This is a genomic window from Pseudomonas sp. Seg1 (genome assembly GCF_018326005.1).
Taxonomy (GTDB): domain Bacteria; phylum Pseudomonadota; class Gammaproteobacteria; order Pseudomonadales; family Pseudomonadaceae; genus Aquipseudomonas.
Window position 1 is genome coordinate 3,866,594 of the sequence record NZ_AP021903.1, and the last position, 16,832, is coordinate 3,883,425.

Consider the following 16,832-nt stretch of genomic DNA (forward strand, 5'->3'; position numbering starts at 1 on the left):
TACTTACGCCAGTTCAAGCTCGGCATTCGCAGCAACCGCAGGCACTACCGCTTGCCCACTCAACGCCAGATCCAGCAGTTCACGGTTGGCCACCGCATACATGGCGTAGTCCGTGCCGCTCGCCGCACGGATTTCCACCAGCATGGCGCGCCAGCGCGAGATCATGCTTTCGTGCTGTTCCATCCACAGCGCCAGGCGTGCTTCCACGTCCTGAGTGCCGTCGCCCTGTTGCAGGACGGAGATGGTGATCGCACGTTGCTGCCAGTCGACGTCATCGCGGAACGCTTCACGGGCCAGGGCTTGCCAGTTGTTTTCAACCGGCAGCGCGCTGATCTGTTGCAGGTACCAGGTGATGTCCAGCGCACTGCCCACAGCGAAGTAGGCCTTGGCCACTTCGGCCGGGTTCTGGCCAGTGACGTCGGAGGCTTCGATGATCGGCAGCAGCGTGTACAGGTGCGAGGTGCCCGCAACCATACGCGCCAGCAGTTCCGGTACGCCGGCTTCGACATACGCCTGATAACGCGCCTGCCAGTTTTCACGGATTTCGCCGCTCAGCAGCTCGTCGAGTTTCAGACCCAGCTCTTTCAGGTGCGGACCGAAATGCGCGACGTCACGGGCAGCGTTCTGCTCGTTGCGGCGAGCACGCAGGAACCAGCGCGTGGCACGGCGGCCTAGACGCATCAGCTCATCCATCAGTTCCAGCTGTACGTCAGCGCTGACTTGGTAGTCCAGCGCTTCGATCTGACGGAACCAGTGCGGGAGGTGGAAGATGTCGCGCACGATCACATAGGCGCCAGCCACGTTCGCCGGGCTCATGCCGGTCGACTCTTTGAGTCGTTGAACGAAGGTGATGCCCATGTGGTTGACCAGGTCGTTGGCGATCTGGGTGCTGACGATCTCGCGCTTCAGACGGTGACGACGCATGGCTTCGGAGAACTTGCTGACCAGGGTCGGCGGGAACGCCGTTTCCATGTCGCGGGTCAGGTAGTCGTCGTCCGGCACCAAAGAGCCCAACAGCTGCTCTTTGAGGTCGATCTTGCTGTAGGAGATCAGTACCGACAGCTCAGGACGGGTCAGGCCGTGGCCTTCAGCGATACGCTCGTTGATCTGCTCTTCGGTCGGCAGGAACTCGATGGCGCGGTCCAGCTTGCCACGGCCTTCCAGATCACCCATCAGACGCTTGTACTCAGCAATGCGCTCGTAGGCACGACGCGCTGCCAGGGACAGGGCCTGAGTCTGCTTGTAGTTGTTGCCCAGCACCAGATTGCCGACTTCGTCGGTCATGCTCGCCAGCAACTGGTTGCGTTGCTTGTCGGTCATGTCACCGGCCTGAACCACTTCGTTCAGCAGGATCTTGATGTTCACTTCGTGGTCGGAGCAGTCCACGCCACCGGCGTTGTCGATGAAGTCGGTGTTGGAGCCGCCGCCATTCAGACCGAATTCCACACGACCCAGTTGGGTCATGCCGAGGTTACCGCCCTCGCCCACGACTTTGCAGCGCAACTCGTTGCCGTTCACGCGCAGTGCATCGTTGGCCTTGTCGCCGACGTCGGCGTGGCTTTCAGTGCTGGCCTTGACGTAAGTACCGATACCGCCGTTCCACAGCAGATCCACCGGTGCCTTGAGCAAGGCATTCAGCAGTTCGGTCGGGGTTAGCTTGTCAGCCTTGATGTCGAAGCGTTCCTGCATCTGCGGGGAGATCGCGATGCTCTTCGCGCTACGCGAGAAGATACCGCCACCTTCGGACATGATGCTGGTGTCGTAGTCGGTCCAGGCCGAACGCGGCAGGTCAAACATGCGTTGACGCTCGACGAAACTGGTGGCCGGGTTCGGGTTCGGGTCGATGAAGATGTGCAGGTGGTTGAAGGCAGCGACCAGTTGCAGCTTGTCGGACATCAACAGGCCGTTACCAAACACGTCACCGGCCATGTCGCCGACGCCCACGACAGTGATGCTGTCTTCCTGAACATTGATGCCGCGCTCGCGGAAGTGACGCTGTACGCCAACCCACGCGCCTTTGGCGGTAATGCCCATTTTCTTGTGGTCGTAACCGGCGGAACCACCGGACGCAAACGCGTCACCCAGCCAGAAGCCATAGTCGATGGCGATGCCGTTGGCGATATCGGAGAAGGTTGCAGTGCCCTTGTCCGCCGCTACTACCAGGTACGGGTCGTCATCGTCGTGGCGAACCACGTTCAATGGCGGCACCAGTGCGCCGTCTTTCAGGTTGTCGGTAATGTCCAACAGACCCGAAATGAAGATGCGGTAGCAGGCGATGCCCTCGGCCGCGATCTCGTCACGGCTGCCGCCCAGTGGCAGGCGACGCGGCAGGAAGCCGCCCTTCGCACCCACCGGCACGATGACCGAGTTCTTCACTTGCTGGGCTTTAACCAGGCCGAGGACTTCGGTACGGAAATCTTCTTCACGGTCGGACCAGCGCAGACCACCACGAGCGACGTTACCGAAGCGCAGGTGCACACCTTCAACGCGTGGCGAGTAGACGAAGATTTCGAACTTCGGCACTGGCTTCGGCAGCTCAGGAATCGCGTGCGGGTTGAACTTGAAGCTGAAGTACGACTTGTTCTGGCCGTTGGCGTCAGTCTGGTAGAAGTTGGTCCGCAGGGTGGCTTTGATCAGGTCGAGGTAACGACGCAGGATGCGGTCTTCGTTGAGCACCTGGACGTCGTCCAGTGCGGTCAGAATCGCTTGTTCCAGACGCAGTTGCTTGTCTTCCAGATCGTCGTCGCTGAGTTTGCGCGCCAGATAGAAGCGTGTCTTGAACAACCGGGTCAGTTCGCGAGCGATGTCGGTGTGGTTGTTCAGGGTGCTGGCGATGTAGCCCAGATCGAAGCCCAGACGAATCTGCTTCAGGTAGCGGGCGTAGGCACGCAGCAGCGCCACGTCGCGCCATGGCAGACCGGCGGTCAGCACCAGACGGTTGAACGCATCGTTTTCGGCGTCGCCACGAACGATGTGGACGAACGCGTCCTGCAGGGTGTCGTTGAGTTGCTGGATGTCGAGGTCCAGGCCTTCAGCGGCGGTGAACGCGAAGTCGTGAATCCAGAACTCGCGGCCATTGGTGTGACGCAGACGGTACGGGAACTCGCCCAGCACGCGCAGGCCGAGGTTTTCCAGAATCGGCAAGACGTCGGACAGCGCCAGCGGGGTGTCGGCGTGGTACAGCTTGCAATGCAGCTCGCGTTGGCCGGAGACCTGACCGAGCGGCTGATAGAAGCTCATCACCAGCGGATTTTTTTCGTTCAGGCTCAGCAGGTGCTGCATGTCGACCACGGCCGAATGCGCTGCAAAGCGCTCGCGGTAACCGGCCGGGAAGCCTTTCGGGAAGTCGGCCAGCACGTTGGTGCCGTGGGCTTCGCCGAAGCTTTCGACGGTCAGTGCAGCATAGTCGTCCTGCCAGCTGCGGCAGGCTTGCACGACTTCTTTTTCCAGCAGCACCGGATCGATGTCGAGACGGTTTTTCGGGTCGACACGCAGAATCAACTGCACGCGCGCCAGAACCGATTCGGAGAAGAACGTCCAGAATTCGCAATCGGAAGCCTTCAGGCGCTCCATCAGCACTTGCTGGATCTTCTGGCGAACTTCGGTGGAATAGATGTCGCGCGGCACGTAGGCCAGGCAGTAGCAGAAACGACCGTACGGGTCTTTGCGCAGGAACACGCGGATCTTGTTGCGTTCCTGGATCTGCACGATCGACATCACGGTGGTGAACAGTTCATCGACCGGGGTCTGGAACAGGTCATCACGCGGCAGCACTTCGAGGACCTGCGCCAGTTCCTTGCCCAGGTGAGCCTTGGACTGGAAGCCGGAGCGGGTTTCGATTTCTTCGACCTTGCGGCGGATGAACGGGATGACCCGCACGCTCTCGCCATACACCGACGAGGTGTACAGGCCCATGAAGCGGTGTTCCTTGATGACTTTGCCGTCGGCGTCGATTTCACGGATCGACACGTAGTCCGGGTAAGCCGGACGGTGTACGCGGCTCGGGTGCGCAGCCTTGGCGAACGACAACAGGGTCGGTTCGCGCAGGTAGGCAACGGCGTAGTCTTCGATGCGCAGGTCTTCGTAGGTCAGGCCGGTGCGCAGCAGTTTGGTCAGGCCGAGGAAGGAGTTTTGGTCGTACTCGATATGGCCGCCATCGGCCTGATCGGTGACCACGAATTCTTCGTAGCCGAGGAAGGTGAAGTGGTTGCCCACCAGCCATTCCAGGAAGCTTTTGACTTCGTTCTTTTCATCGGCATCGATGGCGAACGCGCTGTTGTCGAGCTTGGTGAGGATTTCCTGCACCTTGGCTTTCATCGGCTCGAAATCGGCGACCGCGACGCGGACTTCACCGAGAACCTGTTCCAGCTCTTTGCTCAGCACATTCAGTTCGGCCGCGTTGGCGCAGCGGTCGATTTCCAGGTACATCAGCGATTCGTGCAGAACGCCTTCGCCGGTGCTGCCTTTTGGCAGAATTTCCAGCAGTTCGCCCTTGCTGCCACGACGTACGCTGAGCACGGTGGTTTGCAGAGTGTGGATGCTGTAGCCGCGGCGGTTCAGCTCGGTGCGGACCGAGTCGACCAGAAATGGCAGGTCGTGGTGCAGGACTTCGACCGCGGTGTGGGTCGACTGCCAGCCATGACGTTCGTAATCAGGGTTGTAGACGCGCACTTGCGGTTGCGCGTGATCGAAGCGCTCAAGCAGGCGCCACGCAGAAAGAGTACAGCCAGCGAGGTCGGAGAGGCGACGTTGAGTCAGCTCGTCCAGGGAAATGATGCCGAAGAATTGTTCAGCGAACAGCGCCACTTGTGGCAGTGCCTGTTCACTGATGTGCTGCGCCAGTGCCGCTTGCAGTTGGTGCTGGAAGTCGGCTTTGCTGGCTGCGGTGAAGAACGCCATCTGTGGTACTCCGCTTAAGCTTGTTATTGATGGAAAGCGTCGCGTGCAACACCCCTTTCGGGGTTCAAGTCACCCTGCTCCTGATTCTCGGGCAGAGGAAACAGGGGGACAGGTGGGTGAAGCTGGACGGGACACTCAGGTCACATTCACCTTCCATAGAATGAGCATCTGCAAAAACGACTGTCGGGGCTGCCGACAATGCCTTTACGGGTGCTCATCCGTTGCGCAGCTTAATGGGTGCGACAATGTGTCTGCTTGCGGTGCTGCGACATATTCGGTCATTGGCACGTAAACCAAGGCTTTGGCACCGGTAAACACTAGCAGCCATGGTGGAAAATGCTGGTCTGAATGCCCGTATTTACGGTACATGCGTGCCAGAAATGACCATTGACCTGTGTCGCGTACACGACACATCCTCTGACACTCTCACATGCAGAAATTCCCGAGGGCTGGCAGAATCGCGCCCAATTGCGACCAACACGCCCTACGAGGCAGGAATTCCCCATGCAAATGACCACCGCCCTACTGATCGTCAACCCGTGCGATGACGAAGAAGACAACATGGCCATGCTCTGCTGCCACAGCGACAAGGGCGACATGTTTCTGATGAGCCGTTATCCGGATGAGGATGAGCTGGAGATTACGCTGGATGGCGAGCCTTCGACGCTGGATGGGGTGAAAGTCACCCTGACCTCGAATCTCTTGAAGATCGAAATCGCTGCAGCGGATGCCGATGCGTTGAACGGGGATGATGTGCTGGAGATCAGCTTTAACCCGGACATGGTGGATATGGATGAGGTTGTCGAGACCTTGACGAACATCCTTGATGGGACGGGTACCTTCATTAATGAGATTTGATGTTGCCTGGGCTGGCCCCATCGCTGGCAAGCCAGCTCCCACAGTGATCGATGTGTTGCACAAATCGCATGCAGACCACAGGTAACTGTGGGAGCTGTGTTGCACAAATCGCATGCACAACCCTGAACCTGTGGGAGCTGGCTTGCCAGCGATGAGGTCAGAACAGTCACCCCAACACTCCGCTGCTACAAAAATCCAACAATTCCCCCAGTCATTTCCCGCACTTTGCGCAAAATGCCGTTAGTCGCCACCCCCCGCGATGGATTAAAGTAACGCCCCCAGCCCCGGCGTTATCCGAACGCCCGTGGCCATCCCTTTCCAGGAACAGTCATCGATGGAACATCGTGAAGCGCTGCTGGCGCTGCGAACCTTTCTTTCAACGCAGATTCTCGGCCAGGAAAAACTCATCGAGCGGTTGCTCATTGCCCTGCTCGCCGACGGCCACATGCTGGTCGAGGGCGCGCCAGGGCTGGCCAAGACCAAAGCGATCAAAGAACTCGCCGAGGGCATCGAAGCCCAGTTCCATCGCATCCAGTTCACCCCTGACCTGCTGCCCGCCGACATCACCGGCACCGAGATCTATCGCCCGGAAACCGGCAGTTTCGTGTTCCAGCAAGGGCCGATCTTCCACAACCTGGTACTGGCGGACGAAATCAACCGCGCCCCGGCCAAGGTGCAATCGGCGCTGCTCGAAGCCATGGCCGAACGTCAGGTCAGCGTCGGACGCAGCACCTACGAGCTATCGCCGCTGTTTCTGGTGATGGCCACGCAGAACCCGATCGAGCAGGAAGGCACTTACCCGCTGCCGGAAGCCCAGCTCGACCGTTTCCTGATGCACGTGAAAATCGGTTTCCCGGACGCTGCCGTCGAACGCCGCATCCTCCAGCAGGCCCGTGGCGAAGCGCTGAACGGCGAGACCAAGCCCGAGCGCCGGGTCAGCCAGCAGGCGATCTTCGCCGCGCGCAAGGAAATCCTCGGTCTGTACATGGCCGACGCCGTGGAGGAATACCTGGTGCAACTGGTCATGGCCACGCGCACCCCGGCCAAGTTCGACCCGGAGATGGCCGAGTGGATCGCTTACGGCGCCAGCCCGCGCGGCTCGATCGCCCTCGACCGCTGCGCCCGCGCCCACGCCTGGCTGGCCGGTCGCGACTTCGTCAGCCCGGAAGACATCCAAGCGGTGCTGTTCGACGTGTTGCGTCACCGCATCATTCTGTCGTTTGAAGCCGAAGCCGCCGGCATCGATCAGGATCGGGTGGTGCAGCGGATTCTCGACGTCGTAGCCGTCGCTTGACCCCCATGAACGCCCCTCTGCCGTCCGAACCGGGCATCCGCGTCAGCCTCGCCGAGCTGATCGAGATGCGCCACCGGGTGCGCGAAGTGCAGCTGTTTTCCACGCCAAGTCAGCGCAGCCCGCTGATCGGCCTGCATCACTCGAAATTCCGTGGTCGCGGGGTCGACTTCGATCAGGTGCGGGTCTATCAGGCCGGCGACGACGTGCGCACCATCGACTGGCGGGTGACTGCACGCACGCAAGAACCACACACCAAGCTGTTCCATGAGGAACGCGAGCGGCCGATTTTCATCATGGTCGAGCAAAGCACGCGGCTGTTTTTCGGCTCCGGGCTGATGTTCAAATCGGTGCTGGCGGCGCAAGCGGCGGCGTTGATCGGTTGGGCCGCGCTTGGCCATAACGATCGCGTTGGCGGGCTGGTGTTCGGCGACAACGAGCACTACGAAATCAAGCCACGGCGCAGCAAACAAAGCCTGCTGCAATTGCTCAACCGCTTGGTGAAGGTCAATCAGTCGCTGCACAGCGAGCGTGAGCCGGATCGCGATGCGTTTGGCGTTGCCCTGCGCCGTGCCCGTGAGGTGCTGCGCCCGGGCAGTCTGGTAATCGTGATTTGTGATGAGCGTGCGCTGTCCGACAGCGCCGAGCAGCAACTGAGCCTGCTGTCGCGTCACTGCGACCTGCTGATGCTGCCGTTGTCCGATCCGCTCGATCACGCCCTGCCCGCTGCCGGGCTTTTAAGATTCGCCGAACGCGGCGCGCAACTGGAACTCGACACCCTCAACTTCGACCTGCGCCAGACCTATCGCGCTCAGGCCGAAGCGCGAATCGCCCGTTGGGAATTGCTCGCGCAGAAGTTGCGGGTGCTGCTGATGCCGCTGAGCACGCAGAGTGAAATGGTCGAGCAGATGCGCGAGTTCCTCAATCCGCAGCGCCCGGGGAAAGGTCGATGAACGGCCTCGAACAACTGCAACCGCTTATCTCGCCGCCACCGATTGCCTTCTGGCCACCGGCGCCGGGCTGGTGGCTGCTGCTTCTGTTGCTGCCGCTGCTCGGTTTCGCCGTGTGGCGCCTGCGGCGTTTCATTCCGATGAAGAAACGCCCGATCGTCCGCGCCGAACAACCGCTCGACCCGGTGCGCATCGCCGCCCTCGCCGAACTGGCGCAGATGCCCAAACCTTACGACGGCGCCCCGGCCGGGGCGTGGCTGCAACAGCTCAACGGCCTGCTCAAGCGCTTGTGCCGCAACCACTATCCCTACAGCCAGAGCCACACACTCAATGGCCGTAAATGGCTGGCGTTCCTCGACAACCGCTGCCCGGCCGCCGGCCTGACACGCTGGATGGTGCTGGTCGAAGGCGCGTACAAACCGGAATGCAAACTCGACGACAAAGCCATCGCCGGCCTGACCCAAGCCGTCGACACGTGGATTCGCAAACATGTTTGAGTTCGCTTGGCCGTGGATTTTCGCGCTGTTGCCGCTGCCGTGGTTGATGCGCCTTGTATTGCCGGTGGCCGACAGCGGCGAGCCCGCGCTGAAAGTCAGTTTCCTCTCCGACCTTGAAGGCCTCGCCCGCCGTCGCGCCCGCGCCAACCTGCCGGCGTGGCGCCAACAGGCACCGTTCATGCTGCTGTGGCTGCTGCTGTTGATCGCTGCTGCGCGTCCGCAATGGCTCGGTGAGCCGCTGCCGATTGCGGCCAGTGGGCGTGATCTGTTGGTTGCCGTCGACGTGTCCGGTTCGATGGACTTCCCCGACATGCAATGGCAGGACGAAGACGTCAGCCGACTGAATCTTGTGCAGCACTTGCTCGGCGATTTCCTCGAAAGCCGTGACGGCGACCGCGTCGGCTTGATCCTGTTCGGCAGTCAGGCCTATCTGCAGGCGCCGCTGACCTTCGACCGCCACACCGTGCGCGTCTGGCTCGACGAAGCGCGCATCGGCATTGCCGGCAAGAACACCGCCATTGGCGATGCCATCGGTCTGGCCCTGAAACGCCTGCGCATGCGCCCGGCGCAAAGTCGCGTGCTGATTCTGGTCACCGACGGCGCCAACAATGGCGGTGAAATCGATCCACTGACCGCGGCAAAACTGGCGGCGAGTGAAGGCGTGAAGATCTACCCGATCGGCATTGGCGCCAACCCGGAAGAAAGTGGCTCCACAGCGCTGCTCGGGGTCAACCCGAGCCTTGATCTCGACGAGCCGGCGCTCAAAGCCATCGCCGAAGTAACCGGCGGCCAGTATTTCCGCGCCCACGACGGCAAAGAGCTGCAAGCGATCAAGGACACCCTCGACCAGCTCGAACCGGTCACCCAGCAACCGACCCAGGCCCGGCCGGCGCAAGCCTTGTATCACTGGCCGCTGGCGTTGGCCTTGTGGTTGAGCCTGCTGCTGGTCGCGCGCGAATTGTGGCCGGATAACCCGCTGCAACGCCTGTTCACCAAGGAGCTGTATCTGCAAAGTCCGTTGCCTGACTGGCGCGAGCGCCTCAAGCGCCTGCGTCTGCGGAGGCGTCGATGATCGCCCTCTGGCCGCACTGGTTCCGTCCCTGGTGGCTGCTGCTGTTGCCGCTGCTTGGCTGGCTGCTCTGGCAACTCTGGCACCGGCAGAAACGCGCCGGGCGCTGGCAGATGATTCTGCCGCCGGCGTTCCATGCCACGCTGCTTAGCGGCGGTAATGGTCGCGACAGCAAACTGCCATGGGTCGCCCTGGGTGTGGCGTGGCTGCTGACGATTCTGGCGCTGCTCGGGCCGAGCTGGGAACGCGTCGAACAGACCAGCCAGAAACCTGCCGACCCGTTGGTGGTGGTGCTGGAACTGACCCCGGAAATGCTCGCCACCGATTCGCCGCCGACGCGACTGGAACAGGCGCGGCGCAAGCTGTTCGATCTGTTGCAGGCGCGCAGCGATGCGCAGACCGCCATCGTCGTCTACGCCGGCAGCGCGCACACGCTGGTGCCGCTGTCGGATGACCTCGCGACCAGTCGTAATCTGCTCGATGCGCTCAAGCCGTCGCTGATGCCGGAAAGCGGTCATCGCGCCGATCTGGCCGTTGGCAAAGCACTGGCGCTGCTGAAACAGGGCGCGCTGGGTCAGGGGCGGATTCTGCTGATCGGCTCATCGCTGAGCGAAGAGGAACGCCAAGGCATTCGCCGCGCACTCAGCGGACAATCGGCGCAATTGTTGATGCTCGGCATCGGCACCGCTGAAGGTGCACCGATCGCTCAGGAGGACGGCAGTTTCCTCAAGGACGAACAAGGCGCGATTCGCGTGCCGCAACTCGACAGTCCAGGCCTGAGCGCATTCCTCAATAGCGTCGGCGGCGAATACCACCCTGCCCGTCTGGACGAAGGCGATCTAGCTGCCCTCGGCCTGCTCGACGGCCCGCGCAGCCTGCGCGACGACGGCCAGACCGTACGCCTGGATACCTGGGCCGATCAGGGTTACTGGCTGCTGTTGCCGCTGTTATTGCTGGCCGCGTGTGCCGGACGGCGCGGCTGGCTGTTCTGTTTGCCGTTGCTGTTTTGCCTGCCGCAACCGAGCTACGCTTTCGATTTCGAAGACCTCTGGCTGCGCCCCGACCAGCAAGGCCTGCATCTGCTCAAACAGAAACGCCCGGCCGAAGCGGCGCAACATTTTGACGATCACCAGTGGCAAGGGGTGGCGTTGTACGAGGCCGGCGACTACAGTGGCGCCGCCCAGCGTTTCGCCGAAGGCAGCGATGCCCGCGCTCACTACAATCGTGGTAACGCGCTGGCGAAAAGCGGCGAGCTGGACGCAGCGATCGACGCCTATGAACAGGCGTTGGAACTGCAACCGGATTTGCGCCCGGCACAGACCAACAAGGCCCTGGTGGAAAACCTGCTGAAGCAGAAAAACACCCCGCCGCCCGCCGAGCCGGAAAACAAGCCCAGCGAGCAAAACCTGCCCGGCGATGAACCGCCGCCAGCGACTGCACCGCCGCCGGCAGTGAAAAGTGAAACACAAAGCGAGGCGCAGCCCGCCGAGTCGGCCAGCGAACCGCCGCCAACCACACCTCCGCAGCCAGGCCCCGACGAACTACCGGGCAGCGTTGAGGAAGAACAAACCGACACCGTGCCGACCCTGCGCCCGAGCGAGGACAACCTCGAAGGCGAGCAACGCCAGGCACTGGAACAATGGCTGGGCAAGATCCCGGACGATCCGGGCGAATTGCTGCGACGCAAATTCTGGTACGAACAGCAACAACATCAGGATCAGGAAAACACTCGATGAACCGTTTCACCGCGCTCTTGCTGCCCCTGCTGCTCTGCACGGCCACCGCCAATGCAGCCGAGCTGACCGCCAGTGTGGATCGCAGCCGCCTGAATTCCGGCGAGACGGTCGAACTCACTCTCGAAACCAGCGACGTCACCCAGTTCGGCAAACCCGACCTGGCCCCACTGGAACAGCTGTTCGAAGTGCGCGGCACGCGGCAAGTCAACCAGCTCAACACCCTCAATGGCGACAACCGCGCGACCACGCGCTGGATCATCACACTGTTGCCGAAAGAGAACGGCAGCGTGGTCATTCCGCCGTTGCAAGTGGGTGACGTGCAGAGCCAGCCGATCACCGTGCAAGTGGTCGAAAGTGACACCCGTGACGAGAAGAACAACCTTGATCCGGTGTTCATCGAGGCCAGCCTCGACCAGTCCAGTGTTTACGTACAGGCCCAGGCGATTCTGACCCTGCGCATCTACCATTCGGTCTCGTTGTATGACGACAGCAGCCTGACCCCGCTGCAAATCGCCGATGCGCGGGTTGAGCAGTTGGGCGACACCCGCACATACGAAAAAGACATCAACGGTGTGCGCCATGGCGTGATCGAGATGCGCTATGCGATCTATCCGCAGCACAGCGGTTTGCTGACCATTGCGCCGCAGACGTTCAGCGCGACGCTGGTCGACACGCAGCCGGCCCAGGACGCCAGCGCACAAGGGCCAAAGGCCGGCAAATTGATGCGCGTCAGTTCCGCCGAAATCCCCCTGACCGTCAAGCCCAAGCCGCTGACCTACCCCGCCGATGCGCCGTGGCTACCGGCGCGCAGCCTGAGCCTGAGCGAGAGCTGGAACCCGGAGCCGGAGCACATCCAGGTCGGCGACTCCCTGACCCGCAGCCTGACGCTGAAAGTCGAAGGCCTCGCCAGCTCGCAACTGCCAGCGCTGCCCGCCACCGAAGTCAACGGGCTGCGCCGCTATCCGGATCAACCGGTGCTGAGCAACCAGAGCAGCGACCGGGGCCTGATCGGCAGCCGTGAAGAACGCGAAGCGCTGGTGCCGAGCCGCAGCGGCGCAATCGAATTGCCGACCGTCGACGTGGTCTGGTGGAACACCTTCGAAGATCACCTGGAACACAGCAGCCTGCCGGCGCGCACCCTGCAAGTGGCGAACAACCCGAGCCTGCAAGTCGACACCCCGGCCGGCAATCTGCAACCGAGCGTCGTCGATAACGACGTGCTGTGGTGGTGGAAACTCAGCACGCTGATCCTCGCCTGCACCACCCTGCTCGGCTTCGGTCTGTGGTGGCGCGCGCGCTGGCAACCGGCGATCCATCGCGCCGCGCAAACCGGGCCGAGCCCGCGCACCTTGATGGACGACATCAAGCGTGCGAGCCAGGCGAATGACCCGCAAGCAACGCGGCAGGCACTGGATGCGTGGGCGCGGCAGCAGCCGGAGACGCTGGCGGACATGGCGGCGCGGTTTGTGCCGTTGTCGGATGCGCTGGATGGGCTCAATGGTGCGCTGTACAGCGAGACGGGGCAGCATTGGCAAGGTGAGGATTTGTGGCGGGCGATCCGCGCGATTCCGGCGGCGGAACGGGTGCAGGATCCGGTGGGTGACAGCGGGTTGCCGCCGCTTTATCCGAAGTAAAAAATAGCTGAGGAAAATCGGAATCGATAGTTGAATTCGTTGTTACTTGCTCGCCTTCGCGATAGGAGAAAACAAAAGCCTTCCAGTGTTCACCGCGCTTGCCTGCGCTGGCCTGTAATTCGCCTACCAGACGAAGAATGATCGCGCCGTTGATGTCGTTCTCGACGTTCTAGGCCTCTACGCCGTCCTTCTCAACGCACAGCTGCGTCTCAATATATCCTCACCCAGTTCGACACCATAACGAAACGCATCATAGCCATGAACTACGCCGGTTTCGACCAGCTGGAAAATTTCCTGGGCAATTTTTTATATTTTCAGTGATCACTCTATTTACCCCCTGCCAATTTATTCACACTTGATCAACTGCTCTAGAATTCCATGCCGATCAGGTAAGGAAACAATAGTATTTTGAAATACCTCCTCGAGGCTGCCAGACCATCTATAGACCTTGAACTGATCAAGGAATCCCGACACCAAGCGCAGCAACAGACAATAGTCCAGCGCAATCCCACCCTCGTCCATTTCAATAATCATGAGCGTTATTCCAGCCATATCTACTGGCAACACAGCGCCTTCTTTTCGCAGAAATTCTTCTAGACTCTGCCCTTTAAATTTTTCAATTCTTATCCACGGCTCAGAGCTCTGCTTACTGCTCCACTCACGATTGACTTCCCATTTATTGACTTTCAAATCCAAAAAACTGCAATCGCTAAAAACCTCTCTATCCTGAAAATAAGAAACGGGAACGCTTCCCCATGCCTGACTGACCAAAGCGTCTCTCTCAGGCAAGTGAGCCCCTGGTTCCAATACAACAGCATATCTATTGCTCATGAGAGCCCGGTACAGATAACGGACCTGTTTTGCGAAGTGGTTTTTTCTATTTTCTGCAGCCTAAACATAGTCCATCCAGTCATCAGAATTAACAGAGCGTCCCTTTTCAAGGAAAGCCTTGTAGCGCTCCCTGTATTTATCTAGAGAAACATCTGAAACGTTTATGAAAACAAATCCGCTCTGTCTCTCTTCAACAGACAAAGACACTGGATCTATTTTTATCGGAGCACCGCTTACCACAACCCCCGACAATTTTGACCGATGAAATATAAAGCTCTTCCCTCCCGCCAGCGGAAGAATTAGCTCTGCAACGGCAAATATTATCTCCGGCTTTGAAACTTCATACCTATCACCTTCCTCATAGTTTTCCGAGTGGTTTTCCGGAATAAGAAACAATCTGTAATCTATAATTACCAACCATCCTTGCAAGTCAACACAATCGCCAACAGTCACTGTTACTCCCCAATCACAATAGCGCTATATAGAGCCGGGACAGACAACCTTCATTAACCGAGCATCTTCAATCATTCAATATTTGAAACATAAGGGTCAACACCCTCACGGATCAATCGCTCCTGCAGCTCAAACAAAAGCTTCATAACTGCTTCCTCACCCATAGCTGCGGTCAGCGCCTCCTGCTCCGAAATCTCATCCTCACGCATGACATCCACAAGACTGCCCGCGTCGTACTTGATGAAATAACGCTCATGGCGCAGGTAAATTTCCACATCGCGAAATTTGAAAAACACGTTATCCACGCCGCTTCCTCATTGGAAGGTCGAAAGCAAACTCACTTTCCCCGTCGTTTGCCTCGCACGTTCAGTCGCAGCATTGATCTCATCCGCATACGCCGACACGTCCAGACCCAGACTGATCATCGACCTGATCGATTCCAATGCGACGTAAATCGCCTGACTGCCGTGACGTGAAGTCACCTTCAGCAATACGACCAGTGCTCTTTCATCCGGGTCTCCCAACGTCTCGCATAACCGCGATATCCAGAAATCGCTTTTGCTGTCTACAACTGTCAATAGCGCCTGCCAATCCGCATCAGAAAAGCCATCCAGCATTTCAGAGGCGTTGATAATGGCGACATCAGACCAGTAATCGTTTGGATACTCTTCATCAGCAAACATCTCGATAAATTTATCAAACTTAATAAACATCGTCGCTTGGCTCACCCCGTGAAGAAACCACCTACCGACTTCTAAAGAAGAAAAAGTTTCGTACGGCTTCCATGTCCGATAGTAAAACGGGGACAGACTACGTTTTCGGAGCTTCCTAAACGTGGTCTGTCCCCATCATTTACCCGTATGTCTCAAGAAATCCCTTGTCACTCGATTCAACGGTAAGCACTGCATCCTCATACCCCTCAAGGTCATCGCTCAGCCAGGTTTCCCCTGGGCGCAGCAGATGAAACTTCACCGTCGCATCGAATTCGTCACCCGAAATGACTCCCTGCAGAACTCCCGGCTGACCTGACTTGTTCCACGCCTCAAACACTAAAAACAAGTACGAGAGCGCGCATGCCAAAAAATCAGCGGTTACATAATCATCGGCATGGATCGAGTTAACGAAACATTCATATCCCGTTCTATCTGGGAAATTCTTCAGGCTTACATGCTTCTGGAAGCTCTCCAGACTCGTCAAAAAAACACAACCATCCCGTTCCACGAAACCGGACCTTGCGATATCCGCCAACTCGCCATCCAGAGAAGCACACCCCACACGAGCGAGCATTTGCTGCATTTCACAGTTAAGTTTCACACACGTCCCTCAAGCATCACGCCACTTCGCCAAGCACCAGGGCTGCAAGGGTGTATCGCGCACGGACAAATGCAGAATACAGAACCGGGGACCCTGCACCGAGGACAGACTACAGTTTATTTAAACGTAGTCTGCCCCCCCAAAATTTATTGCTTACTCCGCCAGTCAGAGAGTGCGGCCCGTTAATTGGAGCTCTTTCCATAATCAAACCCTTCGGGAATGTCAGGCCAAACTGGCTTTACGAGCAACGCATCCAGATCGTCATAGATATCCCTGAAAAAATTCGCAAGATCCATGAAATTCATACGTGAATGCACCAGCGCCGCCGTCAACATGACATCATCCCCACTCTCCCTGGCGGAGGCCATTTTAGACATATTGAAAAGAGCTTTCTCAAGTCTTTCCGACATCTCGGCCTCCCAATTCAGCTTGTAATCAGCCTCCCAACTGTCATCATCAAAACCACCGGTTTTTTCTTTAACCAATTGGATGATCAGGTTTTTCACCGACTGGAAATCATTCATCTCAACTTTCTCTTTTCCGCGCGGGCTTTTTTGTTTTTGCTTCATTTACCGGACCATCGAGGTTCAACACAACTTTCAGATCGTTAAATTTATCGAAGACCTTAAGGTGGTCATTGTGAGCGTTATTGCAATAAAACCGGGACCGATCACGTTTATTATCAAATCAATGGTTGAATTTCGTTGTCACTTGTTCGCCTTCGCGGCAGGACAGGACAGGACAGGACAGGACAGGACAGGACAAAGGATATCCATGGCTCGCCGCGAGCGACTGCAATCTCGTGTAATTTTTCTACAATCGCATAGATTTTCGAATGGTTGAAATCGTTTTCAGCGTCCCAGATTTCTGAACCATTTTTTTCAATGGCGAGACTGACTTACTTCCTTTATATAGGAAGAAAACTGTCCACCACCTTGATCCACATGCAGCCGCCCGCACTGCTGGCATCGATAAACCGTCACAGCCCCTTGATCTATCGTTTCGTAGAACTCGTCTTCAGACAGCCAACGATTTGATAGCGCACAGCCAATTTCATCTATCTTCTGTTCAGCGACCAGAGACATTTCACACTCGGAGGTCCCTTGAGACAGGTTGATTACATGACCGCAGACACAAGCAAATTTCGGCATGATTACTGAAGCGTCCTCTTTCTGTTCAAGCTTCGTCTTATGCCCATTTTAGAAGCACAGCTTCATCGGAAACTGTTGGTAGTTTTCTAAAACGCGAAAAGCATACCGCACCTACCGCCAATGATATCAATATGATAGCCAAATACCAG

Annotated in this window: 15 protein-coding genes; 7 read left to right on the forward strand and 8 right to left on the reverse strand. The window is 58.4% G+C overall.

Annotation, left to right across the window (positions count from 1 at the left end):
- Positions 1–3 precede the first annotated feature (3 nt).
- Positions 4–4,899: an NAD-glutamate dehydrogenase gene (locus KI231_RS17235; RefSeq protein WP_103305777.1), complete on the reverse strand. Its 4,896-nt coding sequence runs from the start codon at positions 4,897–4,899 to the stop codon at positions 4–6.
- Positions 4,900–5,403: 504 nt separating this feature from the next.
- Here KI231_RS17235 and KI231_RS17240 point away from each other — a divergent pair.
- From KI231_RS17240 to KI231_RS17270, 7 genes are all read left to right on the forward strand, one after another.
- On the forward strand, positions 5,404–5,757 hold the full coding sequence (locus KI231_RS17240) for a hypothetical protein (protein WP_212809209.1): 354 nt from the start codon (positions 5,404–5,406) through the stop codon (positions 5,755–5,757).
- A 334-nt stretch (positions 5,758–6,091) separates the two neighbouring features.
- Complete coding sequence (locus KI231_RS17245; protein ID WP_003218556.1) at positions 6,092–7,051, forward strand: AAA family ATPase; 960 nt, start codon at positions 6,092–6,094, stop codon at positions 7,049–7,051.
- Positions 7,052–7,056: 5 nt separating this feature from the next.
- Entirely contained in the window at positions 7,057–8,001 is a 945-nt protein-coding gene (locus KI231_RS17250) for a DUF58 domain-containing protein (protein ID WP_103305775.1), read from the forward strand.
- Positions 7,998–8,495 (forward strand): DUF4381 domain-containing protein, encoded by a 498-nt coding sequence (locus KI231_RS17255; RefSeq protein ID WP_095050116.1) that lies wholly within the window; start codon positions 7,998–8,000, stop codon positions 8,493–8,495. The genes KI231_RS17250 and KI231_RS17255 overlap by 4 nt, the downstream gene beginning before the upstream one ends.
- The gene (locus tag KI231_RS17260) at positions 8,488–9,567 is read left to right on the forward strand and encodes a vWA domain-containing protein (protein WP_212809210.1); all 1,080 of its coding nucleotides are present in this window, start codon (positions 8,488–8,490) and stop codon (positions 9,565–9,567) included. Before KI231_RS17255 ends, KI231_RS17260 begins: the two co-directional genes overlap by 8 nt.
- The gene (locus KI231_RS17265) at positions 9,564–11,300 is read left to right on the forward strand and encodes a tetratricopeptide repeat protein (RefSeq protein ID WP_212809211.1); all 1,737 of its coding nucleotides are present in this window, start codon (positions 9,564–9,566) and stop codon (positions 11,298–11,300) included. The genes KI231_RS17260 and KI231_RS17265 overlap by 4 nt, the downstream gene beginning before the upstream one ends.
- Positions 11,297–12,934 (forward strand): BatD family protein, encoded by a 1,638-nt coding sequence (locus tag KI231_RS17270; RefSeq protein WP_212809212.1) that lies wholly within the window; start codon positions 11,297–11,299, stop codon positions 12,932–12,934. The genes KI231_RS17265 and KI231_RS17270 overlap by 4 nt, the downstream gene beginning before the upstream one ends.
- Before the next feature lie 345 nt (positions 12,935–13,279).
- Here the strand turns inward: KI231_RS17270 and KI231_RS17275 are convergent, their stop codons facing one another.
- From KI231_RS17275 to KI231_RS30355, 7 genes are all read right to left on the reverse strand, one after another.
- Positions 13,280–13,765, reverse strand: coding sequence for a hypothetical protein (locus KI231_RS17275; RefSeq protein WP_212809213.1), 486 nt, complete (start codon positions 13,763–13,765; stop codon positions 13,280–13,282).
- A gap of 60 nt (positions 13,766–13,825) precedes the next feature.
- Positions 13,826–14,218 carry a hypothetical protein gene (locus tag KI231_RS17280; protein WP_212809214.1) on the reverse strand — a complete coding sequence of 131 codons (393 nt, stop codon included), beginning with the start codon at positions 14,216–14,218 and terminating at the stop codon, positions 13,826–13,828.
- A 71-nt stretch (positions 14,219–14,289) separates the two neighbouring features.
- Positions 14,290–14,523: a hypothetical protein gene (locus KI231_RS17285; RefSeq protein ID WP_212809215.1), complete on the reverse strand. Its 234-nt coding sequence runs from the start codon at positions 14,521–14,523 to the stop codon at positions 14,290–14,292.
- 9 nt (positions 14,524–14,532) lie between these two features.
- Entirely contained in the window at positions 14,533–14,946 is a 414-nt protein-coding gene (locus KI231_RS17290; protein ID WP_212809216.1) for a hypothetical protein, read from the reverse strand.
- A 124-nt stretch (positions 14,947–15,070) separates the two neighbouring features.
- Positions 15,071–15,532, reverse strand: a complete 462-nt coding sequence (locus KI231_RS17295) for a PM0498 family protein (protein ID WP_212809217.1) — start codon at positions 15,530–15,532, stop codon at positions 15,071–15,073.
- A gap of 182 nt (positions 15,533–15,714) precedes the next feature.
- Positions 15,715–16,101: a hypothetical protein gene (locus KI231_RS17300; RefSeq protein WP_212809218.1), complete on the reverse strand. Its 387-nt coding sequence runs from the start codon at positions 16,099–16,101 to the stop codon at positions 15,715–15,717.
- A gap of 312 nt (positions 16,102–16,413) precedes the next feature.
- Positions 16,414–16,683, reverse strand: a complete 270-nt coding sequence (locus tag KI231_RS30355) for a DUF8617 domain-containing protein (RefSeq protein ID WP_492577971.1) — start codon at positions 16,681–16,683, stop codon at positions 16,414–16,416.
- Positions 16,684–16,832 lie beyond the last annotated feature (149 nt).